Below are 17,699 nucleotides of genomic sequence, written 5' to 3'. Positions count from 1 at the left end.
TCCGGGCATAATCAGCGATTTGCGCCGAAATGGGAACGGGAAATCGGGACTTTCGAGGCGCCCAGCCCCACGCCCCCGCGATCACTCGCCCGCGATCAGCGCCGGGCTTTCTGGAAGGTCCAGCACCCCGACCGCCTCCAGACCGCCCAGAACCGCGTCGACCGCCACGGTGGCCAGTACGATACCCATGACCCGGCTGATGACATTGGCCCCGGTACCGCCGATGACCCGTTTGAGCCGCGCGGCCAGCAGCAGCAGGACAAGGGTGACCAGCAGCACCAGCAACAGCAGACCGGCGGTGACCATCTGGTCGGGGATGGAGTTCCGGTTGTTGTCCGTCAGCACCACGATGGCGAGCATCGCGCCGGGCGACGCGATCGACGGCATCGCCAGCGGGAAGACGGCGCCGGCCAGGTGGTCGCGTTCGGCCTCTTCGATCTCGCGCGCGGGTTTGGCATCGCCGAAGATCATGCTCATGGCGAAGAGGAAGAGGATGATGCCGCCCGCGATCTGAAAGGAGCCGAAGCGCAGCCCCAGCGCCTCGAGCACCAGTTGCCCGGCAACGAGGAAGAGCATCAGCACCACCGTCGCGACGGCCACGGCCCGCAGGGCAAAGCGCCAGTGCAGTGCCGCGGGGACGGTGGCCGTTGCGAAGTAAAAGACCGGCAGCGACCCCACCGGGTCGATCACGACGAACAGCGTGATCAGTTCGCGGATGATCGAAGGCCAGTCGAGTTCGGGCATCTGGGCGGTTCCTCGGATCGCGGGACTGTGTCCCCGATTTGAATGCAAAAGGCCCCGCGCTTGGCGAGGCCCCCTGCCGATTGCACTGGCTGCCGGATCAGAGGTTAGGCTGCTTCGGCGACAGGCCGATATGGGTGCCGACGGCGACCATGTCCGACAAAAGTTTCGCCGCGTCGTCGACGGGGCCGGGTTCGTTCTGGAAGGTCTCCTTGGCCTTGCCGTAGGCTTCCTGCGCCTCTTCGACCAAGGCTTCGTAGGTCTCCTGGTCCACGTCGGCGCGCGGCAGGGCGCGTTCGGCGAGGATGGTCACGCCCTCGCCGCCGATCTCGGCAAAACCGCCGGTGACGACGAATTCCTCGGTGCCCTTCTCGGTCTCGACGGTCATGACACCCGGACGCAGCGTGGTGATCAGCGGCGCGTGGTTGGGCATGGCCGTCAGGTCGCCATCGGCCCCGGGGATCCGCACGGACACGGCCTCGGCCGACATCAGGCGACGCTCGGGGCTCACCAGGTCGAATTGCATGGTTTCAGCCATGTGTCAGTCCTTTTGCTCGGGGTCCGCTCCTCGGCCCGTGCGGGCCTCCTCGCGAGGACAGCCCGCAGGGGCTGAAAGAGCGGCTCCGGTTTCCGATCAGGCGGCGTCGGCGGCCAAACGCTCGGCCTTGGCTTTCACGTCCTCGATGCCGCCCACCATGTAGAAGGCGCCTTCGGGCAGGTGGTCGTATTCGCCGGCCACAACCGCCTTGAAGGACGCGATCGTGTCTTCCAGCGGCACCTGGATGCCGTCGGAGCCGGTGAAGACCTTGGCGACGTCGAAGGGTTGCGACAGGAAGCGCTGGATCTTCCGGGCGCGGGACACTGTCAGCTTGTCGTCTTCGGATAGTTCGTCCATGCCGAGGATGGCGATGATGTCCTGAAGCGACTTGTAGCGCTGCAGGATCCCCTGCACGTCGCGCGCCACCTGGTAGTGCTCTTCGCCCACGATCTGCGGATCCATCAGGCGCGACGAGCTGTCGAGCGGGTCCACAGCCGGGTAGATGCCCAGTTCGGAAATCGCGCGCGACAGAACGGTCGTCGCGTCGAGGTGCGCAAAGGTGGTTGCGGGCGCGGGGTCGGTGAGGTCGTCCGCAGGAACGTAGACGGCCTGGATCGAGGTGATCGAACCGGCCTTGGTCGAGGTGATCCGCTCCTGCATCTGGCCCATGTCGGTAGCCAGCGTCGGCTGGTAGCCCACGGCCGAAGGAATACGGCCCAGAAGCGCCGACACCTCGGACCCCGCCTGCGTGAAGCGGAAGATGTTGTCCACGAAGAACAGAACGTCCGTTCCGGACTGGTCGCGGAACTGCTCGGCCAGGGTGAGGCCGGTCAGGGCAACGCGGGCACGCGCGCCCGGAGGCTCGTTCATCTGGCCGTAGACCAGCGCCACCTGCGATTCCGCCAGGTTGTCCGGCTTGATCACGTTGGATTCGATCATCTCGTGATAGAGGTCGTTGCCCTCGCGGGTCCGCTCACCCACACCGGCGAAGACCGAGAAGCCCGAGTGCACCTTGGCGATGTTGTTGATCAGTTCCATGATCAGAACCGTCTTGCCCACGCCGGCGCCGCCGAAGAGGCCGATCTTGCCGCCCTTGGCGTAAGGCGCCAGCAGGTCCACCACCTTGATGCCCGTGACGAGGATCTCGGATTCGGTCGACTGTTCGCTGAACGCCGGAGCCTGCGCGTGGATCGGGCGGTATTCGTCGGCATTGACCGGCCCGCCTTCGTCCACGGGCTCGCCGACGACGTTGAGAATGCGGCCCAGCGTGGCGTTGCCCACCGGCACCGAGATCGGGCCGTCGGTGTCGGTCACTTCCTGACCGCGCACGAGACCTTCGGTTGCGTCCATCGCGATACAGCGCACGGTGTTTTCACCGAGGTGCTGCGCCACTTCGAGGACCAGTTTGCGTCCGTGGTTGTCGGTGGTCAGTGCGTTCAGAATCGCCGGCAGGTGTTCGCCGAACTGCACGTCAACGACGGCGCCGATCACCTGGGTGATTTTGCCTTTTGCGTTTGCCATGTGTTGTCTCCGGTCCTTAGAGCGCTTCCGCGCCCGAAATGATTTCGATCAGCTCGTTCGTGATGACGGCCTGACGCGAACGGTTGTATTCGATCGTGAGGTCTTCGATCATGTCGCCCGCGTTGCGCGTGGCGTTGTCCATCGCCGACATCCGCGCGCCCTGTTCGGACGCGGCATTTTCCAGCAGAGCTGCAAAGATCTGCGTCGCCACGCCGCGCGGCAGCAGGTCGGCCAGGATCTCTTCCTCGCTGGGCTCGTAATCGTAGAGCGTGGTGGCCTCGTCGCCCTCTTCCGGGGCGTCGAAATCCGCCGGGATGATCTGCTGCGCCGTGGGGATCTGCGTCACCACGTTCTCGAACTCCGAATAGAAGATCGTGCAGACGTCGAATTCGCCCGCGTCGAACCGTTCGAGAATGCCGCGCGCGATGCCCTGCGCGTCGCCGTAGCCCACGCGCTTCACCTCGGTGAGGTCCACGTGCGCGATGAACCGGTCGCCCATGTCGCGGCGCAGGTTGTCGCGGCCCTTCTTGCCGACGGTCATGATCTTGACCGTCTTGCCGTTCGCTTCGAGCTTCTTGGCGTGCTGGCGGGCCAGCTTGGCGATGTTGGTGTTGAAACCGCCGCAGAGGCCGCGTTCCGCGGTCATGACGACCAGCAGGTGCACGTCTTCCTTGCCGGTTCCGGACAGCAGCTTCGGCGCCGTGTCGCTGTCGCCCACGGAGGCGGCCAGCGCCCCCATGACGGCGGCGAAGCGCTCGGCATAGGGACGTGCCTGTTCGGCGGCATCCTGTGCCCGCCGCAGTTTCGCGGCGGCCACCATCTGCATGGCCTTGGTGATCTTGCGGGTCGATTTGACCGACTCGATCCGGTTTTTCAGGTCCTTGAGACTCGGCATGTGCCTACCTCTCCCTTACGCGAAGTCGTTGGCGTATTCGTCCAGCGCGGCACGGATTCGGTCCTCGGCTTCGCCCTTGATCTTCGGATCCTCGACGGTGATGTAATCCAGCAGATCCTTGTGCTTGCCGCGCAGGTGGCTCAGCAGCCCCTGCTCGAACCGGCCGACGTCGCCGACGGCGATCTTGTCGAGATAGCCCTTGGTGCCCGCAAAGATCACGCAGACGATTTCCGCGTTGGTGAGCGGCGAATACTGCGGCTGTTTCATCAGCTCGGTCAGACGCGCGCCACGGTTAAGCAGGCGCTGGGTCGAGGCGTCGAGGTCGGAGCCGAACTGCGCGAAGGCCGCCATTTCACGGTACTGCGCCAGCTCCAGCTTGACCGGGCCCGCGACGGATTTCATCGCGTTGGTCTGGGCCGAAGAACCCACGCGCGACACCGACAGACCGGTGTTCACGGCCGGACGGATGCCCTGGTAGAACAGTTCCGTTTCCAGGAAGATCTGGCCGTCGGTGATCGAGATCACGTTGGTCGGAATGAACGCCGACACGTCGCCGCCCTGGGTCTCGATGATCGGCAGCGCCGTGAGCGAGCCGTTGCCGGCCTCGTCGCCCAGCTTCGCCGACCGCTCGAGCAGGCGCGAGTGCAGGTAGAAAACGTCGCCCGGGTAAGCTTCGCGGCCCGGCGGACGGCGCAGCAGCAGCGACATCTGGCGATAGGACACGGCCTGCTTGGACAGGTCATCGTAGACGATCAGCGCGTGACGGCCGTTGTCGCGGAAATGCTCTGCCATGGCGGTCGCGGTGTAGGGGGCGAGGTACTGCATCGGCGCGGGGTCCGACGCGGTCGCGGCGACGACGATGGAATAGTCGATGGCGCCGGTTTCCTCGAGCTTCTTCACCAGCTGCGCCACGGTCGACCGCTTCTGGCCGATGGCGACGTAGACGCAGTAAAGCTTCTTGCTCTCGTCGTCGCCCGCCGCGTCGTTGTAGCTTTTCTGGTTCAGGATGGTGTCGAGCGCCACGGCGGTCTTGCCGGTCTGACGGTCGCCGATGATCAGCTCGCGCTGGCCGCGGCCGATCGGGATCATGGCGTCCACGGACTTGAGGCCGGTGGCCATCGGTTCGTGCACGGACTTGCGCGGGATGATGCCCGGTGCCTTGACGTCGGCGACGCCGCGGGTGTCGGACTTGATCTCGCCCTTGCCATCGAGCGGGTTGCCGAGGCCGTCCACGACGCGGCCCAGCAGGCCGTCACCGATCGGCACGTCCACGATCGAGTTGGTGCGCTTGACGACGTCACCTTCCTTGATGTCGCGGTCGGAGCCGAAGATCACGACGCCGACGTTGTCGGTTTCGAGGTTCAGCGCCATGCCCTGGATGCCGCCGGGGAATTCGACCATCTCGCCGGCCTGGCAGTTGTCGAGGCCATAGACACGCGCGATACCGTCGCCGACGGAGAGCACGCGGCCCACCTCGGCAACTTCGGCGTCCTGCCCGAAGTTCTTGATCTGATCCTTCAGGATCGCAGAAATCTCGGCTGCTTGGATACCCATTTATCCGACCTCTTTCATTACATTCTGGAGGGAATTGAGCTTGGAGCGGATCGAGGTATCGATCATCTTCGAGCCCACCTTGACGACAAGACCGCCGATGAGTGCTTCATCGACGGACGCATTGATCTTCACGTCGCGGCCCATCTTGGCCTTGAGCGTTTCGGAGAGTTTCTTGGCCTGCGCGTCGGTCAGCGCCTTGGCGGATACGACGTCCGCGGTGACCTCGCCCTTTTCCTCGGCGATCATCTCCTGCAGCTGGGTCACCATCTGCGGGACCACGAACAGGCGGCGCTTCGATGCCATCAGCGCCAGGGCGTTCTGCAATGCCGGGATCAGGCTCATCTTCTTGGCGATGGCCTTGATCGCCTTGGCCTGTTCGTCGCGGGTCAGCACCGGCGACTTCAGCAGATCGCGCAGATCGGCGCTTTCGCCCAGGGCCGTGTGCAGATCGCTCAGATTGGTCTCGAGCTTGTCGAGCCGCTTGTTCTCTTTCGCGATCTCGAAGATCGCCGTGGCGTATCGCTGCGCGATGCCGGAGGAAATCGAAGCTGATTCAGACACGTCCACCCTTCCGATATTATGCCCCCGTCGGGCTGCTTGTTTCCAAGGTCCGCGGAGGCGTTTCCGTGCCCTCGGACGTCGCCCAAGGTATCAAAATCAGCGCGGATGTAGCAGACGCTCCCCCACCCCGCAACATGGTAAGATGTTTTTGGCATGCGCGGTGAGTCCTTATTTCAGGCACTTGGCAAAGCCTGCGGCGGTGCGGTCCCCGCCATAGCCGCAAGGCTTCACGGCGCCGTGAGCGGCGGCCGCACCTGCGCCTCGCGGCGATTCTGCAGGCTGCACCCCCGGGGCGCGGCAAAATGCCCTGCCCCATGCGCTGTCCAGGCGGGACGGGCGTCAGACCGGTTTGGCCACCTTGCCGGGGCTGGGGGTGAGCGCGCCCAGGGGGTTGCGGGCCCGCTTGGCCTCGCCCAGTCCCGCGCGGGTCGGCGGATAGCGCTTGGTTGCCAGCACCATCATCACGCCGCCCGCCATGATCGCGGGAATCGCCCGGCCCACCCGTTCCCAGAACGGCCCGGTGCGCATCCAGAAACGCCGGGTCGACGGCGGCTGGTAGAGGACCGAGACATGAGTGTCGGGGATGAAGTCGTGCTTCTTCAGCTGATCCTCGAGCTGGCCCAGCGAGTAAGGCCGCCCGTAGCCGAACGGCGTGCGATCCGAGCGCGCCCAGAGACCGGAGCGGTTCGGCACGATGAACAGCGCCTGCCCGCCCGGCCCCAGCACCCGGTAGGCTTCGTCCAGCAGGGCCGAGGGATTCTCGGAGGTTTCGAGCCCGTGCATCATCACCAGCCGGTCGACATGCCCGGTTTCGAGCGGCCAGAGCGCGTCCTCGCAGAGCACCGACACGTTGGGCAGGCCGGCGGGCCAGTGCATGACGCCCTGCGGCGCCGGCATCAGGCCGATGACCCGGCGCGCCTCGGGCAGGAATGGGCGCAACAGCGGAACGGCGAACCCGAAGCCCGCGACCGTGTGACCCTTGGTGTCCGGCCAGAACCGCCGCAATTCGTCGCGCACCACCTTCTGCGCCGCGCGGCCCAGGGCGCTGCGATAATAGAAGCTGCGCAGATCCTGTACATCCAGATGCATTGCGGCCCTCGTCCGGATCGTCCAAGCTGGGTCCAGTGTACCCTGACGAAACGGAATGACCATGCCCCTCGAACTCGTGACGCTCCCGGCCCTCAGCGACAACTACACCTTCCTTCTACACGACAGCGATATTGGCGAGACTGCGGTGATCGACGTCCCCGATGCCGACCCGATCGACGCCGAACTGACCGCCCGCGGCTGGACCCTGTCCGAGATCTGGCTCACCCATCATCACGACGATCACATTCAGGGTGTCGAGAAGCTGCTGTCGAAGCATCCCGCCCGCGTCACCGGGGCGCTCGCCGACAAGCACCGGCTGCCGCCGCTGGACCGGTCGGTGTCGGATGGCGACAGCTTCGACTTCGCCGGCCACGAGGTGCAGGTGATGGACGTCTCGGGCCACACCGTCGGGCATATCGCGCTTTACGTGCCGGATGCGCGGACCGTCTTCACCGCCGACAGCCTGATGGCCCTGGGCTGCGGACGGCTGTTCGAGGGCACGGCGGAACAGATGTGGGACAGCCTGTCGCGACTCGCGGCCCTGCCCGCCGACACCACCGTCTGCTCGGGCCACGAATACACCGCCGCCAACGCGAAATTCGCGCTCACTATTGATCCGGACAACGCAGCGCTTATTTCTCGTGCAGACGCCATTTCCCGCGCCCGCGACGAAAACCGCCCGACGGTGCCGTCGCTGCTTTCCGAGGAACTGGCCACCAACCCGTTCCTGCGCGCCTCGGATCAGCACGTAAAGGACGGGCTGGGACTGTCGCAATCGCCTGACGCCGCCGTCTTTGCCGAGATCCGGAAACGCAAGGACGCCTTCTGAGCCCGAAATCACGTCACGTTTCGAACACGCCTTCGTTTGTGACTGGGATTTTCACAGAAAAAACTTGAAGCGCGGTCACAATCGACCAAACTTTAACCACAAGAGTCCAGACTGGACCGCATGCACGGCCCGGCACAGATTAAGAAGGAGCACAACGTGCCTTCATTCTCGACCACACTTGAGCAGTCCATTCACGCGGCGCTGGCGCTGGCCAATTCGCGCTCGCACGAATTCGCCACGCTGGAGCATCTGCTGCTGGCGCTGGTAGACGAACCCGACGCCGCCCGTGTCATGAAAGCCTGCAATGTCGACACCGAGGAATTGCGCACCACTCTGGTGGAATTCATCGACGAGGACCTGTCGAACCTCGTGACCGACATCGAAGGCTCCGAAGCGGTGCCCACCGCCGCCTTCCAGCGCGTGATCCAGCGCGCCGCGATCCACGTGCAAAGCTCCGGCCGGACCGAAGTGACGGGCGCCAACGTGCTCGTGGCGATCTTTGCCGAGCGCGAGTCGAACGCCGCCTATTTCCTGCAGGAGCAGGACATGACGCGCTACGACGCGGTGAACTTCATCGCCCACGGCGTCGCCAAGAATCCCGCATACGGCGAAAGCCGCCCCGTCTCCGGCGCGCCCGAGATCGAGGAAGAGGCGCAGGCGACCGATCAGGCCGCCGCCGAAAAGAACGAATCCGCACTCGACAAGTATTGCGTCGATCTGAACGCGAAGTCGCGGAAGGGCGATGTCGATCCGCTGATCGGCCGCGAATCCGAGGTGGAGCGCTGCATTCAGGTTCTGTGCCGCCGCCGCAAGAACAACCCGCTGCTGGTGGGCGATCCGGGTGTCGGCAAGACCGCCATTGCAGAGGGCCTTGCCCGCAAGATCGTCACCGGCGAGGTGCCCGAGGTGCTGGCCGAGGCGACGATCTACTCGCTCGACATGGGCGCGCTGCTCGCCGGCACCCGCTACCGCGGCGACTTCGAGGAACGGCTCAAGGCCGTGGTCACCGAGCTCGAGGATCACCCCGACGCCGTTCTCTTCATCGACGAGATCCACACCGTGATCGGCGCCGGTGCGACCTCCGGCGGCGCGATGGACGCCTCTAACCTGCTGAAGCCCGCGCTGCAGGGCGGCAAGCTGCGCACCATGGGATCGACCACCTACAAGGAGTTCCGCCAGCACTTCGAAAAGGACCGCGCGCTCAGCCGCCGGTTCCAGAAGATCGACGTGAACGAACCGTCGGTGCCCGACACGATCAAGATCCTCAAGGGCCTCAAGGAGTACTTCGAGGAACATCACCGCGTGAAATATACCGCCGACGCGGTCAAGACCGCCGTCGAACTGTCGGCGCGCTACATCAACGACCGCAAGCTGCCCGACAAGGCGATCGACGTGATCGACGAGGCGGGCGCGGCGCAGCACCTGCTGCCCGACAGCAAGCGGCGCAAGACCATCGGCGCGAAAGAGATCGAGGATGTCGTGGCCAAGATCGCCCGCATCCCGCCGAAGAACGTGTCGAAGTCGGACGCCGAAGTGCTCAAGGATCTGGAGGCGTCGCTCAAGCGCGTGGTCTTCGGCCAGGACAACGCCATCACGGCGCTGTCCTCGGCGATCAAGCTGGCCCGCGCCGGCCTGCGCGAACCGGAAAAGCCCATCGGCAACTACCTCTTCGCCGGCCCCACCGGCGTCGGGAAAACCGAGGTGGCAAAGCAGCTGGCGGACACGCTGGGTGTGGAGCTGCTGCGCTTCGACATGTCGGAATACATGGAGAAACACGCGGTCAGCCGCCTGATCGGCGCGCCTCCGGGCTATGTCGGCTTCGACCAGGGCGGCCAGCTCACCGATGGCGTTGACCAGCACCCGCATTGCGTCCTGCTGCTGGACGAGATCGAGAAGGCGCACCCGGATGTCTACAACATCCTGCTGCAGGTCATGGACCACGGCACGCTGACCGATCACAACGGCCGCACGGTGGATTTCCGCAACGTGATCCTGATCATGACCTCGAACGCCGGGGCCGCGGAACAGGCGAAGGCCGCCATCGGCTTTGGCCGCGACCGCCGCGAGGGCGAGGATACCGCCGCGATCGAACGCACGTTCACGCCGGAATTCCGCAACCGTCTGGACGCAGTGATCAGCTTCGCGCCGCTGCCCAAGGATACGATCCTGCAGGTGGTGGAAAAGTTCGTGCTGCAGCTCGAGGCACAGCTGATGGACCGCAACGTGACCATCGAACTGACCAAGCCCGCCGCCGAATGGCTGGCGGACAAGGGCTACGACGACAAGATGGGCGCGCGTCCGCTGGGCCGCGTGATCCAGGAGCACATCAAGAAGCCGCTGGCCGAAGAGCTGCTTTTCGGCAAGCTCACCAAGGGCGGTGTCGTCAAGGTATCGGTCAAGGACGGGCAGCTCGTTCTCGACCTGCAAGGTCCCGAGAAACGCCGGATCTCCGGCAACAAGCCGCCCCTGCTGACCGCAGAGTGATGCGCCACGGCTGGCTTGCCGCTTTGGCCATGACCTCCGCCGCGCCCACCGCGGCGGAGGTTCCTTTTTTGGCGTTGCCGCTTGACTGCACGCTGGGCGAGACCTGCTTTATCGAGGATTATGTCGACGCCGATCCCACCTTCGCCCAGCACGACTACACCTGCGGGCTGAAGTCGCGCGACGGCCACCAGGGCACCGATATCGCGCTTCTGTCCCAGAACGAGATCGACCGCGGCGTGACCGTGCGCGCCGCCGCCGCGGGCACCGTGCAGGCCGTGCGCGACGGGGTGGCGGACGAACCCTACACCGCCGAGGTCGCCGCGCGCATCAAGGGCCAGGAATGCGGCAACGCCGTGCGCATCGCCCATGGCAACGGCTACCAGACGCTCTATTGCCACCTGAAACGCGGCAGCCTCAGCGTCACGCGCGGTGAGCGGGTCGAGGCGGGCGCGCCATTGGGTCAGGTCGGCATGAGCGGCCAGTCGAATTTCGCCCATCTCCACTTCACCCTTCTCAGGGACGCAGAGACCATCGACCCCTTCAACGCCGGCGCCAGCCAGACCTGCGGCGCCGACAGCGGCTCGCTCTGGCTGGAGACGCCGGATTACGCTCGCGCCGGGCTTTTCACCGCCGGGTTCTCGACCTCGGTGCCGCGTCTCACGCATGTGCAATCCGGCGCCGCCCGCCGCGAAACCGCGCGGCCGGACCACGACATCGTACTTTACGGATTTGCATTCCACTCCGAAGACGGCGACCAGATGGCCTTTTCCGCCAGCGGACCGGAGGGAGAGATCTTTTCCCAGACCCAGACCATCGAAGACGGCATGGCGCAGCTCTTCCGTGCCTCGGGCCGCCGCGCGCCCGACGGCGGCTGGCCGGCAGGGGGCTATACCGGCCATGTGACGCTGCTGCGCGACGGGGTGATCCTCGCCCGCCGCCACGCGACGATCCGGGTGGAGTGACCCGCGAGGACGCCCGTCAGGGCGGAAGAGCCTACCGCTACTTCTCGGTGAATTTCAGCTCGATCCGCCGGTTCTGCGCGCGTGCTTCGGCGGTGTTCGCCGGGTCCACCGGCTGGAATTCCCCGAACCCATTGGCCGCCAGCCGGCCGGGCGCGATGCCCAGACCGTCGATCATGTATTTGACCACCGACAGCGCCCGCGCCTGGCTCAGCTCCCAGTTGTCGGCAAAGCGGGCACCGGGGCGGATCGGGACGTCATCCGTGTGTCCGTCGACGCGTATCACCCAGTCGATGCCCTCGGGGATGTCATCCGCGACCGAGCGCAGGATGCCGGCCACCTTGGCCACTTCCTGCCGCCCCGTCGCCGACAGGTCCGCCTCGCCCGGCGGGAACAGCACTTCGGAGGAAAACACGAAGCGGTCGCCTTCGATCCGCACACCCTCCTGGTTGCCCAGCACGTCGCGCAGCCGTCCGAAGAACTCCGACCGGTAGCGTTGCAGGTCCTGCGTCTCGGCTTCCAGCCGTTTGCGCTCCGCTTCTTCCAACTGCCGCCGCCGCCGTTCCTCGGCCGCGACCTTTGCGAGCGCGGCGTTCAGGTCAGCCCCCAGCGACTGCAACTGCACCTGTGCCTCGGCATCGCTCTGGCGCGCCTCGTCCAGCAGACCTTGCAGCGCATTCAGCTGCCGGCGCAAAGCCGCGACCTGCTGGCTCAGCGCCTCGGTCCGGCGCGTCGCCTCGCTGGCGCGGTCGGTCTGCGTCTCGAGCTGCGACTGCGCCTCTGAAAGCAACGCGGCACGGGTTTCGGCCTGGGTCATCGCCTGTTCGGCGCTGCGTTCGGCGGCGCGTTGCGCGGCCAGCGCAGCGGCCAGTTTCTCGCGCGTTTCCTCGACCGAGGCCTCGGCGCCCATGCGCGCCGCCAGAGCCGAGGCAAGCTGTTCTTCCAGCGACCGCGTATCGTCGCCGCGCGCCGCGAGCTGCGCCTCGGCCTCGGCCAGCGACGCGCGCAGATCGGCGATCACTGCGTCCTTGTCTTCGGCCCCGCTCGACAATGTTTCGTTCTCGGCGCGCAGCGCGGCGATCCTCGCCTCCAGCCCCTCGGCCTCCTGCACCCGTGCCAGAGCCGCCGCCAGCCGCGCCTCCAGCGAGGTCAGCTCGGTCGTGGCCTCCTCGGCCTCGGCCAACTGCGCGCGGGCCGCCTCGGCCTCAGCCCGTGCGTCCTGCACCTCCTGCCGCAGTTCCGCCACATCCTGCGCCTGCGTTTCCTGCCGGTCGAGATCGGCTTGCGCGGCGTCCAGCCGGGCCTGCAGCGCCTCGGCGCGTTCTTCCCCGGCGAGGATCGCCGCCGCCAATTGCGCGTTCAGGTCGTCCTCGGCGGCGCGGGCGGCGGCCAGCAGCGTCAGCGTCTCTTCGGCCCGGGCGCGCTCTTCCTCCAGCGCCAGCGTCATCGCGGTCAGCTCCGCATCGGCGTTTTCCAGCCGCGCCCGCAAGGCCGCGGCCGCCTCGGCCTCGGCCAGCCGCTGCGCTTCTTCGTCGGACAGTTGCGCCGACAGGTCGTCGACCTGCGCGGTCAGCGCCGTCGCGCGATCCTCGGCCTCGGCATTCTGGCTTCGCAGGTCGGCCACCAGCGCCTCCAACGCGTCGCGGCGGGCGGCGGCGAGGCGTGCCGCCTCGGCCTGGGCATCGACCTCGTCGCGGGCAGTGGCCAGCGCGAGGTTCAGCGCCTCCTGTTCCGACAGCAGGTCTGCGCGCGTATCCTCGAGTTCGGCCACCTGCGCGCGGGCGGTGTCGCGTTCCGCCAGAAGCCCCGCGACCTGCTCTTCGAAAGAGGCGATACGGCCCTCGGCCTCGGCCAGTTCGGCCGCCTGCCGGTCACGGGTGCCGGTCAGGGCGGCGATGATGCCCTCCTGCTCTGCCAGCCGCGCATCGCGATCCTCGAGCGTGGCCTCCAGGGCGCCCAGCTGGTTCGACAGCGCGGTGTTGCGGCGCTGCTCCAGCCCCAGCGCCTGGGCCAGTGCGGCGATCTCGCCGGACAGGGTGTCGAGCTCGGTTTCCTGCCCGCTGATGGTTTCGCGCAGGACGAACTGCACCACCATGAAGATGGTCAGCACGAACATCAGCACCAGCAGCAGGCCGGTCATCGCGTCGACGAAGCCCGGCCAGATCGAGGACTGGAACCGCTGTCCCGTGCGCCGCGAGAGGGCCATGACCTAGTCCCCCTTGCCTTCCGCCTTAGGCTGCGGCCGCGGCACGCGCATGGTGCGCGGCTGGCCGCCGCCCGCCGTTTCGGCCCGTCGGCCCATCTGACCCAGCACGCGGCTGAGCGCCGAGAGGTCGGTGCGCAGCTCCGCCATGCTTTCCTGCCGTCCGGCGCTGATCTCTTCGAGGATGCGCAGCATCTGCACGTCGATCGACCGCAGCCGCATCCGGCTTTCCGCGTCCATGCCGCCGTCGCCGGCTTCGCGGCTCTGCAGCACCTCGATCAGCCGCTCCTGCCCCTCGGCGATCCGCGCCAGAGCCGTGCCGCTGGGGGCCGTGGCCTCCATCCGCTCGGTCATGCGTTCCAGCGAATCCGCCAGCTGGCCCAGCCGGTTCTCGACCTCGCCGCGGCTGTCCTCGGCCTGGGCGAACATTGCCTGCAGCGCGTCCATCTGGTCGCCCATCTGATCGAGCGCCATCGCCGCCGCGGACATGTCCGACCCGCCCTCGCCGTCGCCGCTGGAAAAGCCCAGCCGGGTGATCGAGCTCAGCCATTCCTCGAGTTCACGGTAGAAGCGGTTCTGTCCGTGCCCGGCGAACAGCTCCAGCAGACCGACGATCAGCGATCCTGCAAGGCCCAGCAGCGACGACGCGAAGGCCACGCCCATGCCGCCCAGCTGCGATTCCAGCCCGCCCATGAGGCGCGAGAACAGGTCCGCCCCGCTTTCGCCTTCCTGCGGAACCAGCGACCGGATCGTGTCCACCAGCGCCGGCACCGTGGTGGCAAGACCGTAGAAGGTGCCCAGAAGCCCGAGGAAGATCAGCAGCGACACGATGTAGCGGGTGATCTCGCGCGCCTCGTCGATGCGCTGCGCTACGGAGTCGAGGATCGAGCGGGTCGAGGTGGTGTTGATCTGCATCCGCTTGCCGCGCGACCGCAGCAGCGTCGCCAGCGGCGCCAGAAGCTGCGGTGGACGGCTCTGGTCGTCGCGGGTGCGGGTGGACGTGAACTCCTCGATCCAGCGCACCGAGATCATCAGCTGCGCCACCTGCCAGAAGGTCGCCACCACGCCAATCAGGAAGACCAGCACGATGAAGCCGTTGAGATAGGGATTGGCCTGGAACACCGGCAGCACCCGCGGCAGCGCCAGGAAGACGCCGACCGCCGACAGCACCAGCACCGCCACCATCATCAGGATCTGGCGGATCGGCTGCGAGAAATAGGGCTCGGCCTCGTGGTCCGGCTGATCCATGCGGACCGCTCCTGACGCGTTGTTGTCACCGTAAACTCGGGCGACTCTAGGCCGTCACCTCAACAAAGCCAAGCGGTTAAGCCGTGAGCGCCCGCACGCGGGACACCAACCATTGCAGCTCTGCATCGGGGATGCCGAGGCTGTCGAGATGCGCGGTGGTGTTGTAGAGATATTCGGTGTTGGGCCCGCGTCCGCCGACCGCCTTGGCGATGATCTGCGCCTGGTCCTCGAGGCCAAGCCCGGCGCAATACTGCACATGGTCAGCGTCGATCACGTAGGTCACCGCCTCGATGGTGCGTCCGTCCGCCAGGGTCACCGGCAGCAGCTTTTCGACGTAGGCCGAAGAGATCAGCTCGCGCTCGCGCAAATATTTCAGCACCGCATCGGCCTGATCGTCGCGGGCGCGCAGGGCCAGCCCCTCGCAGACGGCATCCGGCTGTTCGTCCAGCGCCAGCACCAGTCCCGGCTCGGCCTCCGTGCCGCGGTGATGGATCGAGCGCATGCAGAAACTGCGGGCATAGCCCGGCAGCCGCGCATGTTCCTGCGCCACCACCTCGAAGCCGGGGTTCCACAAAAGTGATCCGTATCCGAACACCCATAAAGCCATGCGTCTGGTCCTCTCTGTCGCGGCTCTGTAAACACCATCGCGCAGGCAGACGAAAGGGCGGGACGATGCTGAAGAAACTGATCCTCGTGATCGTGCTGGCGGCGCTTGGCTGGTCGGCCTTCTGGTATTGGCAGGCACAGGCGCTGCGGTCCGAGATCGACCGCGCCGTGGTGCAGGCCCGCGCCGAGGGCTGGCAGATCGCCTATGAAGATCTCGGCATCCGCGGCTTCCCCAACCGGCTCGACGTGACGCTGCAGGCGGTCGACGTGACCTCTCCGGACGGCGGCTTGCGCTGGCAGGCGCCATTCTTCCAGGTGTTCCAGCTGACCTACAAACCCGGTCACGTGATCGCCGTCTGGCCCGATGCGCATGCCGTGACCGTCGATGGCATCCGTTACGCCGTGGACGGGGCCGGTCAGCGCGCCAGCCTGGTCTTTACCGCCGCCGGCCGCATTCTGCGGGCCAATGCCGAGGCGCAATCGCTGACCGTGGCGCCCGAGGATGCGTCGCCGGTGACGCTCGACCAGCCGCGCGCGGCGCTCGAAGTGCTCGAGGGCGACGAGCTGGCCTACCGCCTCGCCGCCGGGGCCGCATCGCTGGGCACGACCGGGCAGGAAACGCCCGCCACGGACCTGCGGCTCGATCTCACCGCGCATCTCGACGCGCCCCTGCGGATCGACCAGCGCCGTCCACCGCGGCCCAATCGGTTCGAAATCCGCACGATTCGACAGACCCTGGACCCGATGACCGTGCAGATCAACGGCGATGTGGACGTGGACGGTTCCGGCCGGCTCGACGGCGCGCTCGACCTGCGCGCCGAGGACTGGCGGGCCTATCTCGACACGCAGGGCGCCGACGGCGGCGGCCCCGAAGAGGCGGTGCGCGGGCTGCTCGAAATGGTCTCGCTGGTGTCGGGCGGCGGCGACACGCTCGACCTGACGCTGCGCTTCGACGACGGCCAGATGTCAGTGGGGCTGATCCCGCTGGGGCCAGCACCGCGGCTGCGCCTGCCCTGAGGCCGGGCTTGCGGCGGGCCCCGATCCGCCCGACACTCCGGGTCCACGTGCCGCAAAGAGAGGTTCCATGTCCGACCCGCTTGGCCACCGCATCGCCGATCTGCGCGAGGACCTGATCGCGCTCACCCAGGCGCTGATCCGCATTCCGACGCTGAACCCGCCGGGCGCGGAGTATGCGGCGGTCTGCGATCTGCTGAAAACGCGGCTCGAAGCCTCGGGCTTTGCCTGCACGCTGATCCGCGCCACCGGCACGCCGGGCGATTCGGACCGCTACCCGCGCTGGAACCTCATCGCGCGGCGCGACGGCACGCGGCCGGGGCCCTGCGTGCATTTCAACTCGCATACGGATGTGGTCGAAGTCGGCCAAGGCTGGACCCGCGACCCGTTCGGGGCAGAGCTTGACGACGACCGCATCTATGGCCGCGGCGCCTGCGACATGAAGGGCGGTCTTGCCGCGTCGATCATCGCCGCCGAGGCGTTCCTGGGCCAGCACCCGGACTTTGCCGGGGCCATCGAAATCTCCGGCACGGCGGACGAGGAATCGGGCGGCTATGGCGGCGTTGCCTACCTTGCCGAACAGGGCTGGTTTTCTCCGCAGCGCGTGCAGCACGTGATCATCCCCGAACCGCTGAACAAGGACCGCATCTGCCTCGGCCACCGCGGCGGCTGGTGGGCCGAGATCGAGACCAGGGGCGAGATCGCGCACGGCTCCATGCCGTTCCTCGGGGATTGTGCCGTGCGCCACATGGGCGCTGTGCTGCAAGCCTTCGAAGAGCGGCTGTTCCCTGCCATGGCGGCGCGCACCACCGACATGCCGGTGGTGCCCGAGGGCGCGCGGCAGTCGACGATGAACATCAACGCTATCCACGGCGGCCAGCCCGAGAACCCGCCGGATTTCGACGGCCTGCCCGCGCATTGCGTGCCCGACAGCTGCCGCATCGTCATCGACCGGCGGTTCCTGATCGAAGAAGGCATCGACGCGGTGTCGTCCGAGGTCATCGCCCTGCTTGACGACCTCAAGGCGCGGCGGCCGAATTTCGACTACGAGATTCGCGAACTGAACCGCGTGCTGCCGTCGATGACCGACCGCGACGCGCCGATCGTGACCACCGTGGCGCAGGCCATCCGCGACACGCTCGGGCAGGAGGCGGCCTTTGTCGCCTCTCCCGGCAGCTACGACCAGAAACATATCGACCGCATCGGCAAGCTGAAAAACTGCATCGCCTACGGGCCGGGCATCCTTGAGCTGGCGCACAAGCCGGATGAATGGATCGGCGTCACCGACATGCTCGACAGCGCCCGCGTCATGGGGCGGACGCTTGAAACCTTGCTTCTAAACGATTGAGCGCGGTGTTCTTGGCACGCGCCGGAGCCTCCGGCGGGAGTTTATCGGCAAGATGAAGCCGGGGGCGCGACGCGATCCTCCTTCATCTTGCCAATAAATCTCCGGGGGT

The 17,699-nt window shown here is 66.7% G+C and carries 15 protein-coding genes; 5 read left to right on the top strand and 10 right to left on the bottom strand.

Annotated elements, in window-relative coordinates; genetic code table 11:
- Positions 1 to 81 precede the first annotated feature (81 nt).
- The 7 genes from DU478_RS11355 to DU478_RS11325 form a co-directional block, all read right to left on the bottom strand.
- Positions 82 to 744: a MarC family protein gene (locus DU478_RS11355; RefSeq protein ID WP_114511085.1), complete on the bottom strand. Its 663-nt coding sequence runs from the start codon at positions 742 to 744 to the stop codon at positions 82 to 84.
- 97 nt (positions 745 to 841) lie between these two features.
- Positions 842 to 1,279 (bottom strand): F0F1 ATP synthase subunit epsilon, encoded by a 438-nt coding sequence (locus DU478_RS11350; protein ID WP_114511084.1) that lies wholly within the window; start codon positions 1,277 to 1,279, stop codon positions 842 to 844.
- A 96-nt stretch (positions 1,280 to 1,375) separates the two neighbouring features.
- A complete protein-coding gene (atpD, locus tag DU478_RS11345; protein WP_114511083.1) occupies positions 1,376 to 2,800 on the bottom strand; it encodes a F0F1 ATP synthase subunit beta in 1,425 nt (474 codons plus the stop codon).
- Positions 2,801 to 2,816: 16 nt separating this feature from the next.
- Positions 2,817 to 3,695: a F0F1 ATP synthase subunit gamma gene (locus DU478_RS11340; RefSeq protein WP_114511082.1), complete on the bottom strand. Its 879-nt coding sequence runs from the start codon at positions 3,693 to 3,695 to the stop codon at positions 2,817 to 2,819.
- Between the two features lie 15 nt (positions 3,696 to 3,710).
- The gene (gene atpA, locus DU478_RS11335) at positions 3,711 to 5,249 is read right to left on the bottom strand and encodes a F0F1 ATP synthase subunit alpha (protein WP_114511081.1); all 1,539 of its coding nucleotides are present in this window, start codon (positions 5,247 to 5,249) and stop codon (positions 3,711 to 3,713) included.
- Positions 5,250 to 5,816 (bottom strand): F0F1 ATP synthase subunit delta, encoded by a 567-nt coding sequence (locus tag DU478_RS11330; protein WP_114511080.1) that lies wholly within the window; start codon positions 5,814 to 5,816, stop codon positions 5,250 to 5,252.
- A 333-nt stretch (positions 5,817 to 6,149) separates the two neighbouring features.
- Positions 6,150 to 6,899 carry a class I SAM-dependent methyltransferase gene (locus DU478_RS11325; protein ID WP_114511079.1) on the bottom strand — a complete coding sequence of 250 codons (750 nt, stop codon included), beginning with the start codon at positions 6,897 to 6,899 and terminating at the stop codon, positions 6,150 to 6,152.
- A 61-nt stretch (positions 6,900 to 6,960) separates the two neighbouring features.
- Between DU478_RS11325 and gloB the strand changes: the two genes are divergently transcribed.
- The 3 genes from gloB (at position 6,961) to DU478_RS11310 (ending at position 11,174) form a co-directional block, all read left to right on the top strand.
- Positions 6,961 to 7,728 carry a hydroxyacylglutathione hydrolase gene (gene gloB, locus DU478_RS11320; protein WP_114511078.1) on the top strand — a complete coding sequence of 256 codons (768 nt, stop codon included), beginning with the start codon at positions 6,961 to 6,963 and terminating at the stop codon, positions 7,726 to 7,728.
- A gap of 156 nt (positions 7,729 to 7,884) precedes the next feature.
- The gene (gene clpA / locus DU478_RS11315) at positions 7,885 to 10,212 is read left to right on the top strand and encodes an ATP-dependent Clp protease ATP-binding subunit ClpA (protein WP_114511170.1); all 2,328 of its coding nucleotides are present in this window, start codon (positions 7,885 to 7,887) and stop codon (positions 10,210 to 10,212) included.
- A 68-nt stretch (positions 10,213 to 10,280) separates the two neighbouring features.
- Positions 10,281 to 11,174, top strand: a complete 894-nt coding sequence (locus DU478_RS11310) for a M23 family metallopeptidase (RefSeq protein ID WP_233501206.1) — start codon at positions 10,281 to 10,283, stop codon at positions 11,172 to 11,174.
- 37 nt (positions 11,175 to 11,211) lie between these two features.
- Here the strand turns inward: DU478_RS11310 and DU478_RS11305 are convergent, their stop codons facing one another.
- The 3 genes from DU478_RS11305 to DU478_RS11295 form a co-directional block, all read right to left on the bottom strand.
- Positions 11,212 to 13,377, bottom strand: a complete 2,166-nt coding sequence (locus DU478_RS11305; RefSeq protein WP_114511076.1) for a peptidoglycan -binding protein — start codon at positions 13,375 to 13,377, stop codon at positions 11,212 to 11,214.
- Positions 13,378 to 13,380: 3 nt separating this feature from the next.
- Positions 13,381 to 14,622 carry a biopolymer transporter ExbB gene (locus DU478_RS11300; RefSeq protein WP_233501205.1) on the bottom strand — a complete coding sequence of 414 codons (1,242 nt, stop codon included), beginning with the start codon at positions 14,620 to 14,622 and terminating at the stop codon, positions 13,381 to 13,383.
- 76 nt (positions 14,623 to 14,698) lie between these two features.
- On the bottom strand, positions 14,699 to 15,229 hold the full coding sequence (locus DU478_RS11295) for a gamma-glutamylcyclotransferase (RefSeq protein WP_114511075.1): 531 nt from the start codon (positions 15,227 to 15,229) through the stop codon (positions 14,699 to 14,701).
- Between the two features lie 65 nt (positions 15,230 to 15,294).
- On the opposite strand from DU478_RS11295, the gene DU478_RS11290 reads away from it, so the two are divergent.
- Complete coding sequence (locus DU478_RS11290) at positions 15,295 to 16,245, top strand: DUF2125 domain-containing protein (protein ID WP_114511074.1); 951 nt, start codon at positions 15,295 to 15,297, stop codon at positions 16,243 to 16,245.
- Between the two features lie 67 nt (positions 16,246 to 16,312).
- Complete coding sequence (locus DU478_RS11285; protein WP_114511073.1) at positions 16,313 to 17,590, top strand: acetylornithine deacetylase/succinyl-diaminopimelate desuccinylase family protein; 1,278 nt, start codon at positions 16,313 to 16,315, stop codon at positions 17,588 to 17,590.
- The last annotated feature ends 109 nt before the right edge of the window (positions 17,591 to 17,699 follow it).

It is taken from the genome of Thalassococcus profundi (assembly GCF_003344785.1).
Taxonomy (GTDB): Bacteria; Pseudomonadota; Alphaproteobacteria; order Rhodobacterales; family Rhodobacteraceae; genus Puniceibacterium; species Puniceibacterium profundi.
This window is presented reverse-complemented; position numbering and strand designations above follow the sequence as displayed.